We start from the raw sequence: 17,836 nt of genomic DNA on the forward strand, positions 1-17,836 counted from the left end.
TTAAACTTTTACAATAGCTGTATCGTCTAATAACGGTTTATTACAAAAACGAAGTATTAGTTGGGCAACTGCAATAGTATCACGTTCACAATACTCAACAATTCGTTTTAAATTTTTCTCTTTATAATACACATTAGCAACTTCACTTCCGTCAATATCTTCTTTTGGTGAAGGTATTCCTAAAATATGTGTTAATAGTTTTAAAGAGGTATAGTGTTTGTAGTCACCAAATTTCCATAATTCCAGTGTGTCAATATGGTTAACTTCCCATGGTTTTTTTCCAAATAAGTTAAGCATATCTGGTAATGGAATTTGGTGCACAACCATTCGTCTAGCGATATATGGAAAATCAAATTCTTTTCCATTATGAGCACACAAAAGATGTTTTTTTAAGTTAAAATGCTTATCTAATAATTTTTTAAAATCTTTCAACAGTATAGTTTCATCATCTCCATAAAATGAAGTAACTCTTAGTTGGTTTTTATTATTTTTAATAATAAAGTACCCAACTGAAATGCAAATTATTTTACCAAATTCTGCCCATATACCTGCTTTATCATAAAAATCTTCAGGAGAAAACTCTTCCTTTCGTTGATACTTCGTTTTTAAAGCATATAATTCTTGTTCGTTTTCAGATACTTGATTCCACCCTTCATATTGAGGTACTGTTTCAATATCTAAAAATAATACATTTTGTAACGCTAACTTATTTAACATAACCTCCTTTTTAATATTATTAAAGAGTTTGGGTTGAATAACTTAAAATTATGTTTACATTTTACAGTAAACATTCTTAGTGTGGTGATGCATTTCATAAAATCAATTTTTTTAAATATACAAAAATTGACTTTAATTCATTATTCTATATTTAAAAGTAGAAACAACACAATATCCAAGCAATAAAAATGGTAAGTTTCTGATTTTTAACTAGTAACTTTTTCTAAAGTTTATAAAACATTAAATCAATGTTAAGTTAACTAGGAGTATGGACAATTTGTTATTTTATCGTTACTTTTGGGTATTACTACTTAAAAATTAATGTATGAATACTAGCGATATTAAGATTTTATTAGTTGATGATGAACCAGATATTTTAGAAATAGTTGGTTATAACTTAAAATCTGAAGGATATCAAGTTTTTACCGCAAACAATGGTGCTGAAGCAGTTAAAACGGCAAAAAAAGTAAATCCCCATCTAATATTATTAGATATTATGATGCCTGAAATGGATGGTATAGAAGCCTGTGAAAAAATTAGAAATATAAAATCTCTTGAAAACGTTATTATCTCCTTTTTAACCGCTAGAGGTGAAGATTATTCTCAAGTTGCTGGTTTTGATGCTGGTGCTGATGATTATATTACAAAACCAGTAAAACCAAAGGTGTTGGTTAGTAAGGTAAAGTCTTTACTTCGTCGTTTAAAAACAGAAGAAAAAGCTGATTCAACTACTAAAATTGGAGATATTGTTATTAACAGAGATGAATATGTTGTTTTTAAAGGTGATGTTAAAATTTCATTACCAAGAAAAGAATTTGAACTATTCTCTTTATTAACTTCAAAACCTGGAAAAGTATTCAAAAGAGAAGTTATTTTAGATAGCGTTTGGGGAAATGAGGTTGTTGTAGGTGGAAGAACAATTGATGTTCATATTAGAAAACTACGTGAAAAAATTGGTGATGATTATTTTAAAACTGTAAAAGGTGTTGGTTATAAATTTGTTTTAGAAGAACTAGATAACTAATAAAATCATATAAAAATATTTATGTAGATTGCTGAAAAGCAATCTACTTTTATTTATACTAAAAATGAAAATAAAAAAAACATATAAATACGCCCTTTGGTCAGCGCTATATTTAACTCTACTCTCAATAATTTTTGCTGCGCTTTCTTATCTTTTATTTTATAATTTCATAGGTGGTATTACCATTATTATTTTTGGAATTCTTTTTTTTATAATCTCTTTTTTTATCATTCAATATAGAACAGAGCATTTTATATATCAAAGAATAAAAAAATTATATGAAGATATTTCTGTATTAGATATTAATGATTTAAAACGAAAAAAAGTTACAACAGATATCGAAGCTTTAACAAAAACTGTACAAGAATATGTTGAAGGAAAAAGTGAAGAAATTGCTCATTTAACACAAAGAGATTCTTTTAGAAGAGATTTTTTAGGAAATGTAGCTCATGAATTAAAGACACCTCTTTTTACCGTTCAGGGATATATTTTAACCTTAATAGAAGGTGCTGCTGATGATCAAGAGATTAGAACAAAATACCTAGAAAGAGCTAATAAAGGAGTAGAAAGATTAACCTCTATTATTAAAGATTTAGATATGATTGCTAAGCTTGAAACTGAGGGAATGAAAATGAATATTGAGCCTTTTAATATTTTAGAATTAATACAAAACGTTTTTGATTTGTTTGAAATGAAAGCAAAAAAACGTAACATTAAACTAAAGTTTGATAAACTATATGAGTTTCCATTTTTTGTAAAAGGTGATGTTGAACGTATTGAACAAGTGTTAATTAATTTAGTAGTTAACTCTATTAAATATGGTAAAGTAGGTGGAGTAACAACAGTTAGTATAGAAAGTTATAATCCAAACAAGTTTATTATAAAAGTTATTGACGACGGTGAAGGAATTAAGCAAGAACATTTATCACGTTTATTTGAACGTTTTTATAGAGTTGATCAAAGCCGTTCTAGAGAACAAGGTGGCTCAGGTTTAGGGTTATCAATTGTTAAACATATAATTGAAGCACATGGTGAAACTATACTTTTAAAAAGTAATTATGGTGAAGGCTCAGAGTTTTCTTTTACTTTAGAAAAAGCAATGTGATCTTTAAAACCAAAAACCTAAGTTAAATAACCAATATTTTTCTTTATGATCTGGAGACCAAGAATACTTGATTTCTACAGGTCCTAAAAGCGTTTCTACACTATAACCTAAAGCGTAACCAGATTTTGTGTTTTTAAATAGCTTACCGTCAGCAAAAATATCATTTTCAACACGTGCATAATTTGCTATAAATGTTGCGTATTGTTTATCAAAAACACTGTATCTAAAATTAAATTCTGATTTTAAAAAAGATTGATTACTTAGAGCACCTATTTCATAACCGTAAAAAGATTTAAAATTATTAATATAATTTTTATTGTATCCCCCTAAGTTAAAATCAAATATTCCTGAAGCTACGTTTCCTAATGTATATCCAGCTTCTGATGTATATTGAAAAGTAAGCTTGTCGTAAAAAGTTTTTGCAAAACCTAAAGTTCCTGACAACTGTGAAAACTGACTATATTTATTTGTTAATACAATCTCTTTTTGATTAATATTTTCATTTCTATCAGACCAAATAAACCATTTAAAATCTACATCAGCATAAAATCCACTTGTTGGGAACATTTTTTTATTATAAGTGTCTAACTTTAAAAATGTAAAAGCATTTACATAATTACTATTATCAAAAACAGTTTCTTTATCATTCGTTAAAATTGTTTCTGAAGTTATTTTAATTTTTTTGTTCTCTAATCCAATACCAAAAGCAAACTTTTTATCAACTGTAGTTTGTAAATGAACAGCGTTTGTAAAATCTATATATCTAATGTTAATTCTATTAATAACAGCATCATTAAATAGAAAAGCTCCTCTAAAAGAATTGTATCTTGAAGAAAAACCATAACTAGGCAATAACCCATTATCTATAAAATAATTTAAATTATAACGAATTCTATCACCAATTCCTACATCAAAAGAAAACTCATCATTTTGCTTTAATAATTTTTTATGACTATAATTTAATAAAACTGCCGATTTGTACAACAAATCATAATGCAACCCAAAACGTAAAAAAGATTTAATATTATCTTCTTTAACTTTAAGTTCTAACTTTTTTCCTTTAAATGATTTTTCAAAATGATAATCTATTCTTTCAAAGTTTTTAGTAGCTGTTAATGAGCTAATTTTTTTTGAAATATCATTATATGAAACACTATCACCTTCTTTTAACTGTAGCTTTCCTAAAATATAGTTATTTGTATAATTTTTATTCCCTTTAATAATTATTCTATCAACTAATATTTTATCGTTAGAAAATTTTAATTGAGGTCTTCTTTTCTTTGCTTTTTGCAATTTAGCAATGCTATCAAAAACAACTTTATAAGGTTTTGCTACACGAATTCCCTCTGTTAAAATTTCTTGCTTTTTATCAAAAGAAATAACACTGTATTCTAAAATATTAGGTTTTAAACAAATATCTAACAATTTTACCTGCTCATCAGCTTTTTCATACATCTGAAAATTAATGATTTGTAATAAAATAGAAGCTACCGACTCTAATTCTTTTCTCTTTAATAATTCACCTTGAACATTCACTCCAATAATAAGGTCCATGTTTTTAGTTTTCATAATATCAACAGGGAAATTATTTACAACACCACCATCAACTAATAATTTACCATCAATATCTACCGGATTTAATAACGAAGGAAAAGCTCCGCTTGCTCTAAGAGCTAGGGGCAAAGATCCTTTTTCAAGAATAACTTCTTTACCAGTTTCAATATTTGTTGCAATACAATAAAACGGAATTGGTAGTTTTGAAAAATCATTGACATTATCAACAGGAGCTAATAATTCAGTTAAAAAATTAAGTACATTTTGTCCTTTTGATAATCCTAAAGGCAATCCAACTCCTCCTTTTTTTATAGGTAGTGAAATAGCATACTTTTCACCATGTTGTTTCATAAAAAATGGTTTGTTATTTCTACTTACTTTATCTTGAAGTAACGACATAAAATCTGCCCCTTCAATAATTTTTTCAATTTGATTTGCAGAATAACCAGCCGAATATAACCCACCAATAATTGCTCCCATACTAGTACCTCCAACATAGTCAACTTGTACTCCTGCCTTTTCTAGTTGTTTAAGTACACCAACATGGGCAAACCCTTTTGCTCCACCTCCACTTAAAACTAATCCGATTTTTGGTTGCTCTTGAGCAAATAAAAAAGTTGGAATAAGTAATAAAAAAAGTATTTTTCTCATAGTTATTTTTTATGATAATACTGGTAAATTTTTTGAGCTCTAGACAAGCCAACCACTTCTTTTAATTCATCTAAATTAGCGCTTTTAACTCTTTTTGCTGATTTAAATGTACGTAATAAATTAGTAATGGTTTGTTTACCAATATCTGGTATTTCTTCTAATTCTGATTGTATAGCACTTTTACTTCGCTTGTTACGATGAAAAGTAATTCCAAAACGGTGTGCTTCGTTTCGTAAGTATTGAATAATTTTAAGAGATTCTGATTTTTTATCTAAATACAAAGGAACACTATCACCTGGATAATAGATTTCTTCTAAACGTTTAGCAATACCAATAATAGCTATTTTTCCTCTTAACCCTAAAATATCTAAACTCTTTAAAGCAGATGATAACTGTCCTTTTCCACCATCAATTACTATTAACTGTGGTAATGATTTTTCTTCTTCTAATAAACGTTTATATCTTCGGTATACTACTTCTTCCATTGAAGCAAAATCATCAGGTCCTTCAACCGTTTTTATATTAAAGTGACGGTACTCTTTTTTGCTAGGCTTTCCATCTTTAAACACAACGCAAGCAGCAACCGGATGAGTTCCTTGAATATTTGAATTATCAAAACATTCAATATGTCTTGGCTCTTCATGTAATCGTAAATCTTTTTGCATTTGTCCCATAATACGTTTTACATGACGCTCAGGATCTACAATTTTAATTTGTTTAAACTGTTCTTGACGGTAATATTTTGCATTTCTTTCTGATAACTCAACTATCCGTTTTTTATCACCTAACTTAGGAACTGTAACTTTTATATGCTCTCCTAGATTCACTTTAAAAGGCACATATATTTCCCTTGATAATGAATTAAATCGTTGGCGAGTTTCAATAATAAATAACTCCAGTAATTCTTTATCTGTTTCATCTAACTTCTTCTTTATTTCTGTGGTATACGACTGCACTATAGCACCGTTCATAACCTTAAAAAAGTTAGCATAACCATGAGTTTCATCAGAAATAATAGAAAATATATCTACATTATTAATCGATGGATTAACGATTGTAGATTTTGCTTGGTAATTTTGTAAAGAATCTAATTTTTCTTTAATTTTTTGAGCTTCTTCAAATTTCATGTCAGTTGCAAAATCAAGCATTATTTGATGAAATTGTTCTAAACTTTCTTTAAAATTACCTTTAATAATATCTCTAATTGCTTTAATATCTCGCAAATAGTTTTCTTCAGTTTGTAGCCCCTCACAAGGTCCTTTACAGTTTCCTAAATGATATTCTAAACAAACTTTATATTTATCTGCATTAATTTTAGTTTCATGCAAATCATAATTACACGTTCGAAGCGGATATAACTCTTTAATTAAGTCTAATAAAGCATATACGGTTTTAACATTTGTATAGGGTCCAAAATATTCAGATCCATCTTTAATTACCCTACGAGTAGAAAATATTCGTGGAAAACGCTCTTTTTTAATACAAATCCATGGATATGATTTATCATCTTTTAATAAAATATTATATCGAGGTTTGTATTTTTTAATTAGGTTATTTTCTAAAAGTAACGCATCAGTTTCCGTATCAACTACAACATGTTCAATTCGTACAATTTTCTTTACTAAAATTCGTGTTTTTCCATTGTCGTGATTCTTAGTAAAATAAGATGATACTCGCTTCTTTAAATTTTTAGCTTTACCCACGTATATAATAACATCATCCTTATCAAAATACTGATATACTCCGGGTGAATCTGGTAGTGTTTTAACTTGTAATTCTAAAGCTGTAGGCATACAACGAAAATACAATTTTATAAAAAGAAATTAACTGTAATAACGTACATTTATCCATATTTATTTTTAGATGCAAAAACCATTACATTTTTATAAAAAACAACTTGTTGAGTTAGAAGAAAGCTACACAACAATTACAAAAAAAATTATTACTGTTCGTGTTTTACGTTTTGTAATTTTTTTATCTACAACAATAAGTATTTACTTTACTTTTCAACTTTCTAAGATTCCTTTAATACTAGGTATAGTAGGATTACTTCTTTTTGCTTTTTTAGTATTAAAACATGAAAAACTAAAAGACAACCGAAAAATTATTACTGCAAAAAAAGCAATTAACACTACTGAAATTAATGTGTTAAACAGGCGCTATTTTGATTTAGATACTGGTGAAGAATTTATAAATCCATCACACTTTTTTAGTAACGATATTGATTTATTCGGAATAGGTTCTTTTTTTCAATATATAAACAGAACTGTAACCAATGATGGAAAAAAGCAACTTGCTTTAACATTGGTAAGTAATGTTATTACAGGCATTAAAGAAAAACAACTTGCTTTACAAGAATTAGCCTCAAAAATTAAGTGGCGTCAGCATTTTTCTGCGTTAGAAACTGCTGTTTCTTCTAAAAAAGAAACAGCAGAAATTACTAATTGGATTACAAATTACACCTCAAAATTACCTCCCTTTTTAGCTATATTTTCTAAAGTTTTCTCTACCATCTCAATACTACTTATTGGTTTATTTAGTTTCAAAATAATTACATTTTCAATAGTATTAACATGGTTTTTTATTGGTTTAGCAATTACTGGATATACTATAAAAAAAATACAAAAACTATATACTGAAGCCGGTAATGCTAAAGATATCTTTAAACAATATCATCTTTTACTAGAACAAATAGAAAATGAAAATTTTACTTCTAGCATCTTAAAACATAAACAACAAGATATTACTTCAGAAAATAAAAAAGCATCAGCAATTTTTAAAGAATTTTCTAAAATATTGGATGCTTTTGACCAAAGAAACAACATCATTATAGCTGTAGTTGGTAACGGGTTGTTTTTATGGGACATTTTAAATGCTGTTAAAACTGAGCGTTGGATTAATCAATACAAAAACACTGTTGATAAATGGTTTAAAACTGTTAGCTTTTTTGATGCTCAAAACTCACTTGCTAACTTTGTTTATAATCAACCTTCATATGTTTTTCCTATTATTCAGGAAAAAGAAACAACTATTCAAGCAAAAAACTTAGGGCATCCTTTATTAAATCCATCAAAAAGAATAGATAATAATTTTACTATTAATAACGAGCAATTTTTTATTATTACTGGAGCAAATATGGCCGGGAAAAGTACATTTTTACGTACCGTTTCTTTATCAATAGTTATGGCCAATTGTGGATTACCTGTATGCGCTGAAGGTTACAATTACAAACCTATAAAGTTAATAACCAGTATGCGAACATCTGATTCATTAACAGATGATGAATCTTATTTTTATTCAGAGTTAAAACGTTTAAAATTTATTGTTGATGAAATAAAAACTGATACTTATTTTATAATACTAGATGAAATTTTAAAAGGTACCAATAGTAAAGATAAGGCTATTGGTTCAAAAAAGTTTGTTGAAAAATTGAACGGTTCAAAATCTACTGGAATAATAGCTACTCACGATGTTAGTTTATGTGAATTAGCAAATGAACATTCACAAATAGCTAATTATTATTTTGATGCTGAAATTGTTAATAATGAATTGTATTTTGATTATGAAATGAAAAATGGTATTTGTAAAAATATGAACGCTTCTTTTTTATTACAAAAAATGGAAATTGTATAAATCTTAGTTTTCAATAAACTATGATAAATGACAGGAAAAAATTGATTCATTAATACGTACCTTTGTTAAATGCATACACTTCTTGATAGTTTTGGACGACAAATTAACTATGTTCGGTTAGCAGTAACTGATCGATGTAACTTGCGTTGTCAATATTGCATGCCTGCTCATGGTATTGACATTGTTCCAAGAAAAGAATTGCTTACCTATAAAGAAATGTATCGAATTATTCGAGTACTTACTGAATTAGGTGTAAATAAAGTACGTTTAACTGGTGGAGAACCTTTTGTTAGAAAAGACTTTATTGGCTTTTTAGAAATGCTTTCTTATAACGATTTATTAGATACCATAAATGTTACTACTAACGGAGCGTTAGTTTCTAAACACTTAGAAAAATTAGAAAGCCTTAAAAAGATTAAGAACATCAATTTAAGTATTGATAGTTTACAGGAAGAGAAATTTAAAACCATAACAAGACGTGATGTTTTTCCTGAAGTATATAAAACCTTTGAGTTATTAGAAAAAAGCTCATTAAACTTAAAATTAAATGTAGTTGTACAATCTGGTTTCAATACAGATGAAATCAATGATTTTGTTCGTTTAACAAAAGAAAAAAATATTGCTGTTCGCTTTATTGAAGAAATGCCTTTTAACGGAAGTGGGCAACGTGACTTAAAAGAAAATTGGAATTTTAAACGAATTTTACAAGAAATACAATCGCAATTTGATGTTGAAGAAATTCCTGCAAAAAAATCATCGACCTCTAGAAATTATCAAGCAAAAAATCATTTAGGAACTGTGGGAATAATTCCTGCTTTTACTAGAACTATTTGTAATGATTGTAACCGTATTAGAATTACCTCAACAGGTACTTTTAAAAATTGTTTGTTTGATGATGGTGTTTTTAATTTACGTGACTTTATTCGAAATGGAGCAAGTAACAACGATTTAAAAGAGTTGTTTTTATCTTTAGTAAAAGAAAAACCAGAAAATGGTTTTGTGGCTGAAGCGAATAGAAAAAAAGGAAACGTTTCAGAAAGTATGAGTACTATTGGAGGTTAACTATTATGGATAATTTCATTGATAACAACCCTATAATTTCTGGGATAATACTTATTATAATTGGTGCATGGTTATTAGTTTATCAGATAGAAAGCCTAAAAAAACAAAAAGATAATAAACATAAAACAGTTCTTTTAAAAACGGCTAATATGAATATGATTGGATTAATTGTTCTCTTCATAATTGGAGGGCTTATTATAATTTTTAAAGCTTGATAAAATGATTTCTGTAGAAGAAGCAAAACATATAATTTTAGAAAACACACAAAATTTTGGAATTGAAGAAATTCCTTTTATACAGTCAGTTGGTAGAATCTTAAAAGAAAATATTGTTGCCGATAGAGATTTCCCACCATTCAATCGTGTGGCTATGGATGGTATTGCTATCAATTATCGTTTTTTTAAAGAAGGAATTCATGATTTTAAAATAGAAGGAGTTCAACCAGCTGGTAGTATACAAGAAACACTTAAAAATGCAGCCAATTGTTACGAAGTAATGACTGGTGCTACCTTACCTAATAATGTTGATACAGTAATTAGATATGAAGATCTACAAATAACTAATGGTACAGCAACAATTATTGTAGATGCTATCAAAGAAGGGCAAAACATACACAAACAAGGTTCTGATAAACTACAAGGCGATTTATTAATTAAAGAAAACACATGTATTTCTCCTGCTGAAATTGGAGTTTTAGCAACTGTAGGTAAAGCTACCGTAAAAGTAGCTAGACGTCCTAAGGTGATGATTGTTTCTACTGGTGATGAATTAGTTGAAGTAGATAAAAATCCGTTAGCTCATCAAATTCGAAGAAGTAATGTGTACACCTTAGTTTCTTTGTTAGAAAAATTAAATATTCCTTCAGAAACAGCTCACATAGCAGATGAAAAACCTGTTCTAAAAGAAAAAATAGCCACCTTTTTACAAGAATATGATGTACTTCTTTTTAGCGGTGCTGTTAGTAAAGGAAAATTCGATTTTCTACCTGAAGTTTTAGAAGAGTTAAAAGTTGAAAAACTGTTTCATAAAGTGGCACAACGCCCAGGAAAACCATTCTGGTTCGGACGCTCAGGTGCTTTGGCTAATACAAAAAGTACGGTTGTTTTTGCTTTCCCTGGAAATCCTATTTCAACTTATGTAAATTGTATGGTTTATTTTTATGATTGGTATTATACATCTGTAGGTATTAAACCCAAAAAAGAAACGGCAATTCTTGCTGAAGATGTAAATTTTAAACCCAACCTAACGTATTTTTTACAAGTTAAATTAAGCTATCGTTTTGGTCATTTAATAGCAACTCCTATAAAAGGAAACGGCTCAGGTGATTTAGCTAGTTTAGTTTCAACAGATGGATTTATTGAAATTCCAAAAACAGAAGAAACTGAGTTTAAAAAAGGTAGTGTTTTTCCAGTAATTAAATATAGATAGAAGAGAGCTGTCAGTTCGAGTGAATTTGTGAAGAATGAACAAATTTGTATCGAGAACAAATAATGAATTAGGATATTAAAATTTAAAACTAATAACGTGAGCAATTTTTCCCATATAAACGAAAAAAACAATCCTAAAATGGTGAATGTTTCTGATAAAAAAATCACGAAACGAACAGCTATTGCAAAAGCTACCATGTTTTTAGGTGAAGAAATTATTAGTCATTTTAATACCAATGAATTAACAACTAAAAAAGGTCCAGTTTTTCAAACAGCCATCATTGCTGGAATTCAGGCAGTAAAAAAAACGTCAGATATTATTCCTATGTGTCATCCGTTGTTGATTAATGGGGTTGACATTGACATCAATATTGTAGATAAAGAACAAGTAGAAGTATTTTGTAAAGTAACTATTGAAGGAAAAACAGGTGTTGAAATGGAAGCGCTTACTGGAGCATCAGCTACATGTTTAACCATTTATGATATGTGTAAAGCTATTAGTCAGGAAATGATAATAAAAGAAATTAAATTAGTAGAAAAAACAGGAGGTAAATCAGATATTAAAAATGGATAAAAAGCATTCAAAACATACCAAACTAACTAAAAAACAAAACGATAATTTTGCTCCTAATGAAGTATCTATTTTGGGAACAAAATGTGGTATTATAGCTGATTTAGTGACTACAGTTTCAAACAAACTATCACATTATAATCTTGGATATTTTGATGCTTCACATGCTAAAGATGTTCCACAAAATAATTTCTCTGAGTATACCTTTCATCATGAAGGAAACCTTCAAATAAATACAACTTCTCCCATAAATAAATACGAACAACGATTACAGTTTTACAATCATGATTTCGTGTTTATTAACGGAAATCATTATCAAGGTGCTAAACAAATTTTAATTTTAGACGATGAAAAAGAAGCTTCAGTAAAAAAACGCTTAAAACAACTAACAAACATTCAATTCATCATAAAATTAAATGATAACACTCCATATTTTGAATGTTTGACAGAGAAGTTTCCAAATATTAAAAACATAACTTCATACACAATTGATCAGGTTGATAAAATCACAAATCATATAAACAGTTTAATTCAAGAACATATTGCTCCTATAAAAGGTTTAGTGTTAATTGGAGGAAAAAGTACTAGAATGGGTACTGATAAATCTGAATTAAATTACTTTGGGAAACCTCAAAAAGAGCATGTAAAAGAACTCTTAGAAAAATGCTCTTTACCAACTTTTTTCTCTGTTCAGCAACCTTCAGAAAAAGACAATGAAATTCATGATGTATTTTTAAATCTAGGTCCTTTTGGTGGAATTTGCTCTGCTTTTCAACAAGACCCTAACGCAGCATGGTTAGTGATGGCTACTGATATTCCTTTTGTAAATGAAGAAATTATTAAACTTTTATTAGAAAACAGAGATCCTAGTAAAGTAGCAACTGCTATTAAAGGAAAAGGGAAAGAATTTCCAGAACCATTAATTACCATATATGAGCCTAAAGCTTACGGAAAATTATTACAGTATTTAGCACAAGGATATTCTTGCCCTCGTAAAATGCTCATTAATTCTGATGTTAAAATTGTAGAAATTAAAGATACTTTTATCAGAAACATCAATACTCCTGAAGATTTTGAAACTGCTTCTCAAGAAATTAAAAAGAGTGTGTAAATTAAAAATACTCTAAATTGGGATAAACTTTTACCCCAATTTAGAGTATATACAAAAGAATATTTTCTTATTTCAAATCAAACCTATCTAAGTTCATTACTTTAACCCAAGCAGCAATAAAATCAGTAATAAATTTTTCTTTAGCATCATTACTTGCATACACTTCTGCTAAACCTCTTAACTCAGAGTTAGATCCAAAAATTAAATCAGCTCTAGTAGCTTTCCATTTAACAGCATTTGTTTTTCTGTCTTTACCTTCTAATTCCATTTTCTCTTCAGAAATAGGAGTCCAATAAGTACCCATATCTAAAAGGTTTACAAAAAAATCATTTGTTAAAACACCTGGTGTCTTAGTAAGAATTCCTTTAGTTGAAGCATCATAACTTACATTTAATGCACGCATTCCTCCAACTAAAACTGTCATTTCAGGAGCTGTTAAAGTTAATAACTGCGCTTTATCTACTAACAACTCTTCGGTTGTAAGTGTATATTTTTTCTTCTGATAATTTCTAAATCCATCTGCCATTGGTTCTAAAACAGCAAATGAAGTAACATCTGTTTGTTCTTGTGTAGCATCCATTCTTCCAGGATTAAAAGGAACTTCTACTGAGAACCCTGCTTTTTTAGCACCTTCTTCTACTGCTAGTGAACCTCCTAAAACAATTAAATCGGCAATAGAAACCTTTCTAGATGTATTGTTAAATTCAGATTGTATTTTTTTATAAACACCTAACACCTTTTTTAATTGAGCTGGATTATTACTTTCCCAATTAATTTGTGGCTCTAAACGAATACGAGCACCGTTAGCACCACCTCTTCTATCTGACCCTCTGTAAGTAGAAGCCGATGCCCATGCTGTTTCTACCAACAGATTATGAGGAATTCCAGAATTAAGAATTTCTTTTTTAAGTATTTTAATTTCAGATTTTGTAATTAATTTATCCTTTCGTGTTGGAATTGGGTCTTGCCAAATAAAATTCTCTTTAGGAATTTCAGAACCTAAATACGTTGATTTTGGTCCCATATCTCTATGTGTAAGTTTAAACCAAGCTTTTGCAAATGCTTCATCAAAAGATAAAGGGTTTTCTAAAAATTTTTGACATACTTTTTTATAATCAGGATCAAATTTCAGTGCTAAATCTGAAGTTAACATGGTAGGTCTATGTCTTTTGTTTTTATCAAAAGCATCAGGAAAAACTTCTCCAACACCTTTTGCAGACCATTGATGTGCACCAGCAGGACTTTTAGTTAATTCCCATTCGTTATCAAATAATGTATTTAAAAAAGCATGACTCCATCTTGTTGGTGTCGGGGTCCAAATAACTTCTAAACCAGAAGTAATAGCATCTTTACCTTTTCCTGTTTTATAACTACTTTTCCACCCTAATCCTTGTTCTTCAATACCAGCTGCTTCAGGAGAAGTTCCTACATTTTCTGCAGGTCCAGCTCCATGCGTTTTTCCAAAAGTATGACCTCCAGCAATTAAAGCAACTGTTTCTTCATCATTCATCCCCATCCTAGCAAAAGATATACGTATGTTTTTAGCAGAAGCAACTGGATCAGGTTTTCCATTTGGCCCTTCTGGGTTTACGTAAATTAATCCCATTTGTACAGCTGCCAAAGGATTTTCAATATCTAGATCTAACTTTCCTTCTTTATTCAGTCTTCTACTTTCTAACCATCCTGATTCTGATCCCCAATACACATCCTTTTGAGGTTCCCATACATCTTCTCTTCCTCCTGCAAAACCAATCGTTTTTAATCCCATCGATTCAATAGCTACATTTCCTGTTAAAATCATTAAATCTGCCCAAGAAATTTTTTTACCATATTTCTGTTTTATAGGCCACAATAACCTTCTAGCTTTATCTAAATTACCATTATCAGGCCAACTATTTTGAGGAGCAAAACGTTGAAGTCCCATACGTGTACCTCCTCTTCCATCACCTGTACGATAAGTTCCTGCACTATGCCAAGCCATACGTATAAATAATGGTCCATAATGACCATAATCTGCTGGCCACCAATCTTGAGATTCAGTCATTAACTTTGTAAGGTCCTTTTTTAATTGCGCGTAATCTAGTTTGTTAAATTCTTCAGCATAATTAAACTGTTTTTTCATTGGATTTGATAATGCTGAGTTTTGTGCTAGAACATCTAAATCCAATTTGTTAGGCCACCAATCTTTATTAGACTTCTTTTGTGAAATTTGCTCTTTTTTATGTCCTTTATCAAAACCAAAAGGGCACTTTCCTTTTTCTTTTACTTCACTATGGTTTTCACCACTGCTGCAAGCGAAAAGTAAAGAACTTGCTGCTACTACTAAATAAAATTTTTTCATTTTTTAAATGGATTAAGTTTAATAGTAAATTTAAATAAAGTAAAGTGATTATGTTTTTATTTAAAATAGAAATAATTTATATCGGTATTTATTGAACTTTCCTACTGTTCCATCTTTTGCTATTATCAATTATAGTTTTTAACTATTTTTGAAGCTTAATTAGGAAAGGCATGAATAACGTATTACACATTTTTTGTAATAATAAAGCATTAACAATTTTCAAAAACTCTTCTATTGAAGGAAGTACCATTTTTTTTGATGAAAATTTAATCGAAGGACCTTTAACCAAAGATGTTTTTTCCGATAACTTTTGGTCTGAACGTTATTCTTATTTTGAAACCAAGCATCAAAAAATGAGAATAGATTATTTTGACGCTACTATAAAACCTATTTTACAATTAGAAGACCTAAGCATATATTCTGAAGTAACACTATGGTTAGATTATACTAAATTATCTCAAATTAATTTAATGGCTTTAGGTTGTTTTTTAGCACAACATTTTTCTAAAAATACTCAATATTTTCTAGTGTGCTCTGGTAAACATAAAGGTAAAAAAGAGTTACAAAAATTAACAAACTATACTTCGGAAGAGTTTTCTATTCTTTATGGCTATAAAGTAAAAATTACATTGCCAAATTTAGAGTTTCTAAAAAACTGTTGGGATGCTTATGTAACAAAAAACACTCTTTTTAACTATGGTGAGTTCTCTAATAAGTTTAGATACCTACAAGATTCTTTAAATAATTAAATTCTAATAAAAAAGCCTCAACAATTTGTTGAAGCTTTTTTTGTACTCGAGGTGGGAATCGAACCCACACTCCCGAAAGAACTGGATTTTGAATCCAGCGCGTCTACCAATTCCGCCACTCGAGCATTTTAATAAATGGATTGCAAATCTATAAAATATTTTAGTTAATTCGTTAAAATACTTTTAAACTCTTAAAATAGTTATATTTTTGCCCCTCACAACAACACTAACAACAAATAAACTTCGGTAAATGCCTACAAATCAATTAACTCCTAAAATATTCGCTTGTTCTCAAAGTACAGAGCTAGCAGAAAAGATTGCTAAAAGTTTTGGAACTGAACTAGGAAATGTAAAAATATCACGTTTTAGTGATGGAGAGTTTCAACCTGCTTTTGAAGAATCAGTAAGAGGAAGACGTATTTTTATAGTAGGGTCTACTTTTCCTAATGCTGACAATTTAATGGAAATGTTATTAATGCTTGATGCTGCGAAGCGTGCATCTGCAAGACATATAACAGCCGTAATACCTTATTTTGGATGGGCTCGTCAGGATAGAAAAGACAAACCAAGAGTAGCAATAGGAGCAAAATTAGTAGCAAAACTTTTAGAAGAAGCTGGTGCTACAAGAATTATGACAATGGATTTACATGCCGATCAAATTCAAGGTTTCTTTGAAAAACCAGTTGATCATTTATATGCATCATCTATATTCTTACCTTATGTAAAAAGTTTAAAATTAGATAACTTAACTGTTGCATCTCCTGATATGGGTGGTTCAAAAAGAGCTTATGCATATTCTAAATACTTAGAAAGTGATGTTGTTATCTGTTATAAACAACGTAAAAAAGCCAATGTAATTTCTCATATGGAATTAATTGGTGATGTAAAAGGTAAAAACGTTATTCTTGTTGACGATATGATTGACACAGGAGGAACTCTTGCAAAAGCCGCAGATTTAATGATGGAACGAGGAGCTATAAGTGTTCGTGCTCTTTGTACACACCCTATACTTTCTGGTGAAGCTTACGAAAGAATACAAAACTCTAAATTAACAGAGTTAATTGTTTCAGATACAATTCCTTTAAAAAAGAATGTATCTAAAATAAAAAGTGTATCTTGCGCCACTTTATTCGCAGATGTAATGCATAAAGTGCAAGATAATACATCAATAAGCGATGAATTTTTAATGTAAATTTTAATTAAATAAACAAGTAATGAAATCAATTACAATCAATGGATCTCAAAGAGAAAGCGTAGGTAAAGTAGCAACTAAAGCCTTACGTAATGCTGGAAAGGTTCCTTGCGTATTATACGGAGGAGACAAACCTGTACACTTTTCAGCAGAAGAATTATCTTTCAAAAGTTTAGTGTTTACTCCAAATGTATATACTGCAACGATTGAATTAGGTGGAACATCTTATAACGCAGTTTTACAAGATATTCAGTTTCATCCTGTAACAGATAAAATTATACACGTAGATTTTTATCAACTTTTCGATGATAAAGCTGTAACTATGGAAATTCCTGTACGTTTAGTAGGTACTTCTAAAGGTGTTATGGTAGGTGGTGCTTTACGTCATAACTTACGTAAATTAAGAGTAAAAGCTATACCAGCTAACTTACCTGATTTTATTGAAGCTGATATTACTGAATTAGAAATTGGTAATAAATTATATGTTACTGAATTAAAGAATGAAAAATATACATTCTTACATCCAGAAAACACTGTGGTAGCTCAAGTACGTATGTCTCGTAATGCATCTAAAGCTGCTTCTGAAGAAGAAGCAACAGAAGAATAAGCTTCTACTATTTAAAAATATAGAAAAGCGTTACCATTGTGTAACGCTTTTTTTATGTTTGCACTATGAATATCATCTCTTTCTTTAAAACT

15 protein-coding genes and 1 tRNA gene are annotated in these 17,836 nt (G+C 29.3%); 11 read left to right on the top strand and 5 right to left on the bottom strand.

Annotated features, from left to right (window positions below):
- A complete protein-coding gene (locus tag BLV71_RS05000; protein WP_093869487.1) occupies positions 1-717 on the bottom strand; it encodes a 3'-5' exonuclease in 717 nt (238 codons plus the stop codon).
- Between the two features lie 325 nt (positions 718-1,042).
- Here BLV71_RS05000 and BLV71_RS05005 point away from each other — a divergent pair, with 325 nt between their 5' ends.
- Together BLV71_RS05005 and BLV71_RS05010 are read left to right on the top strand one after the other, a co-directional pair.
- Positions 1,043-1,741 carry a response regulator transcription factor gene (locus tag BLV71_RS05005; RefSeq protein WP_093869488.1) on the top strand — a complete coding sequence of 233 codons (699 nt, stop codon included), beginning with the start codon at positions 1,043-1,045 and terminating at the stop codon, positions 1,739-1,741.
- A gap of 64 nt (positions 1,742-1,805) precedes the next feature.
- Positions 1,806-2,846 (top strand): sensor histidine kinase, encoded by a 1,041-nt coding sequence (locus tag BLV71_RS05010; protein ID WP_093869489.1) that lies wholly within the window; start codon positions 1,806-1,808, stop codon positions 2,844-2,846.
- Positions 2,847-2,849: 3 nt separating this feature from the next.
- Here the strand turns inward: BLV71_RS05010 and BLV71_RS05015 are convergent, their stop codons facing one another.
- On the bottom strand, positions 2,850-5,051 hold the full coding sequence (locus tag BLV71_RS05015) for a patatin-like phospholipase family protein (RefSeq protein WP_093869490.1): 2,202 nt from the start codon (positions 5,049-5,051) through the stop codon (positions 2,850-2,852).
- A 2-nt stretch (positions 5,052-5,053) separates the two neighbouring features.
- Complete coding sequence (uvrC, locus tag BLV71_RS05020; protein ID WP_093869491.1) at positions 5,054-6,844, bottom strand: excinuclease ABC subunit UvrC; 1,791 nt, start codon at positions 6,842-6,844, stop codon at positions 5,054-5,056.
- A 70-nt stretch (positions 6,845-6,914) separates the two neighbouring features.
- Here uvrC and BLV71_RS05025 point away from each other — a divergent pair, with 70 nt between their 5' ends.
- The 6 genes from BLV71_RS05025 to BLV71_RS05050 all read left to right on the top strand — a co-directional run bounded on the left by BLV71_RS05025 (position 6,915) and on the right by BLV71_RS05050 (position 12,855).
- A complete protein-coding gene (locus BLV71_RS05025; RefSeq protein ID WP_093869492.1) occupies positions 6,915-8,684 on the top strand; it encodes a MutS-related protein in 1,770 nt (589 codons plus the stop codon).
- 69 nt (positions 8,685-8,753) lie between these two features.
- On the top strand, positions 8,754-9,746 hold the full coding sequence (moaA, locus tag BLV71_RS05030; protein ID WP_093869493.1) for a GTP 3',8-cyclase MoaA: 993 nt from the start codon (positions 8,754-8,756) through the stop codon (positions 9,744-9,746).
- A 5-nt stretch (positions 9,747-9,751) separates the two neighbouring features.
- Positions 9,752-9,961, top strand: a complete 210-nt coding sequence (locus tag BLV71_RS05035) for a hypothetical protein (protein WP_093869494.1) — start codon at positions 9,752-9,754, stop codon at positions 9,959-9,961.
- Positions 9,962-9,965: 4 nt separating this feature from the next.
- A complete protein-coding gene (locus BLV71_RS05040; protein WP_093869495.1) occupies positions 9,966-11,174 on the top strand; it encodes a molybdopterin molybdotransferase MoeA in 1,209 nt (402 codons plus the stop codon).
- Between the two features lie 96 nt (positions 11,175-11,270).
- Positions 11,271-11,747, top strand: a complete 477-nt coding sequence (gene moaC / locus BLV71_RS05045) for a cyclic pyranopterin monophosphate synthase MoaC (protein ID WP_093869496.1) — start codon at positions 11,271-11,273, stop codon at positions 11,745-11,747.
- The gene (locus BLV71_RS05050; protein WP_093869497.1) at positions 11,740-12,855 is read left to right on the top strand and encodes an NTP transferase domain-containing protein; all 1,116 of its coding nucleotides are present in this window, start codon (positions 11,740-11,742) and stop codon (positions 12,853-12,855) included. Before moaC ends, BLV71_RS05050 begins: the two co-directional genes overlap by 8 nt.
- Positions 12,856-12,922: 67 nt before the next feature.
- Here the strand turns inward: BLV71_RS05050 and katG are convergent, their stop codons facing one another.
- Complete coding sequence (katG, locus tag BLV71_RS05055; protein WP_093869498.1) at positions 12,923-15,196, bottom strand: catalase/peroxidase HPI; 2,274 nt, start codon at positions 15,194-15,196, stop codon at positions 12,923-12,925.
- 170 nt (positions 15,197-15,366) lie between these two features.
- Here katG and BLV71_RS05060 point away from each other — a divergent pair, with 170 nt between their 5' ends.
- Positions 15,367-15,945, top strand: coding sequence for a DUF1835 domain-containing protein (locus BLV71_RS05060; protein ID WP_093869499.1), 579 nt, complete (start codon positions 15,367-15,369; stop codon positions 15,943-15,945).
- A 43-nt stretch (positions 15,946-15,988) separates the two neighbouring features.
- Here BLV71_RS05060 and BLV71_RS05065 read toward each other — a convergent pair.
- A tRNA-Leu gene (locus tag BLV71_RS05065) sits at positions 15,989-16,070 on the bottom strand.
- A gap of 125 nt (positions 16,071-16,195) precedes the next feature.
- Between BLV71_RS05065 and BLV71_RS05070 the strand changes: the two genes are divergently transcribed.
- Together BLV71_RS05070 and BLV71_RS05075 are read left to right on the top strand one after the other, a co-directional pair.
- The gene (locus tag BLV71_RS05070; protein ID WP_093869500.1) at positions 16,196-17,137 is read left to right on the top strand and encodes a ribose-phosphate pyrophosphokinase; all 942 of its coding nucleotides are present in this window, start codon (positions 16,196-16,198) and stop codon (positions 17,135-17,137) included.
- A 22-nt stretch (positions 17,138-17,159) separates the two neighbouring features.
- Complete coding sequence (locus BLV71_RS05075) at positions 17,160-17,744, top strand: 50S ribosomal protein L25/general stress protein Ctc (RefSeq protein ID WP_093869501.1); 585 nt, start codon at positions 17,160-17,162, stop codon at positions 17,742-17,744.
- Positions 17,745-17,836 lie beyond the last annotated feature (92 nt).

It is taken from the genome of Tenacibaculum sp. MAR_2010_89 (assembly GCF_900105985.1).
Taxonomy (GTDB): Bacteria; Bacteroidota; Bacteroidia; order Flavobacteriales; family Flavobacteriaceae; genus Polaribacter; species Polaribacter halocynthiae.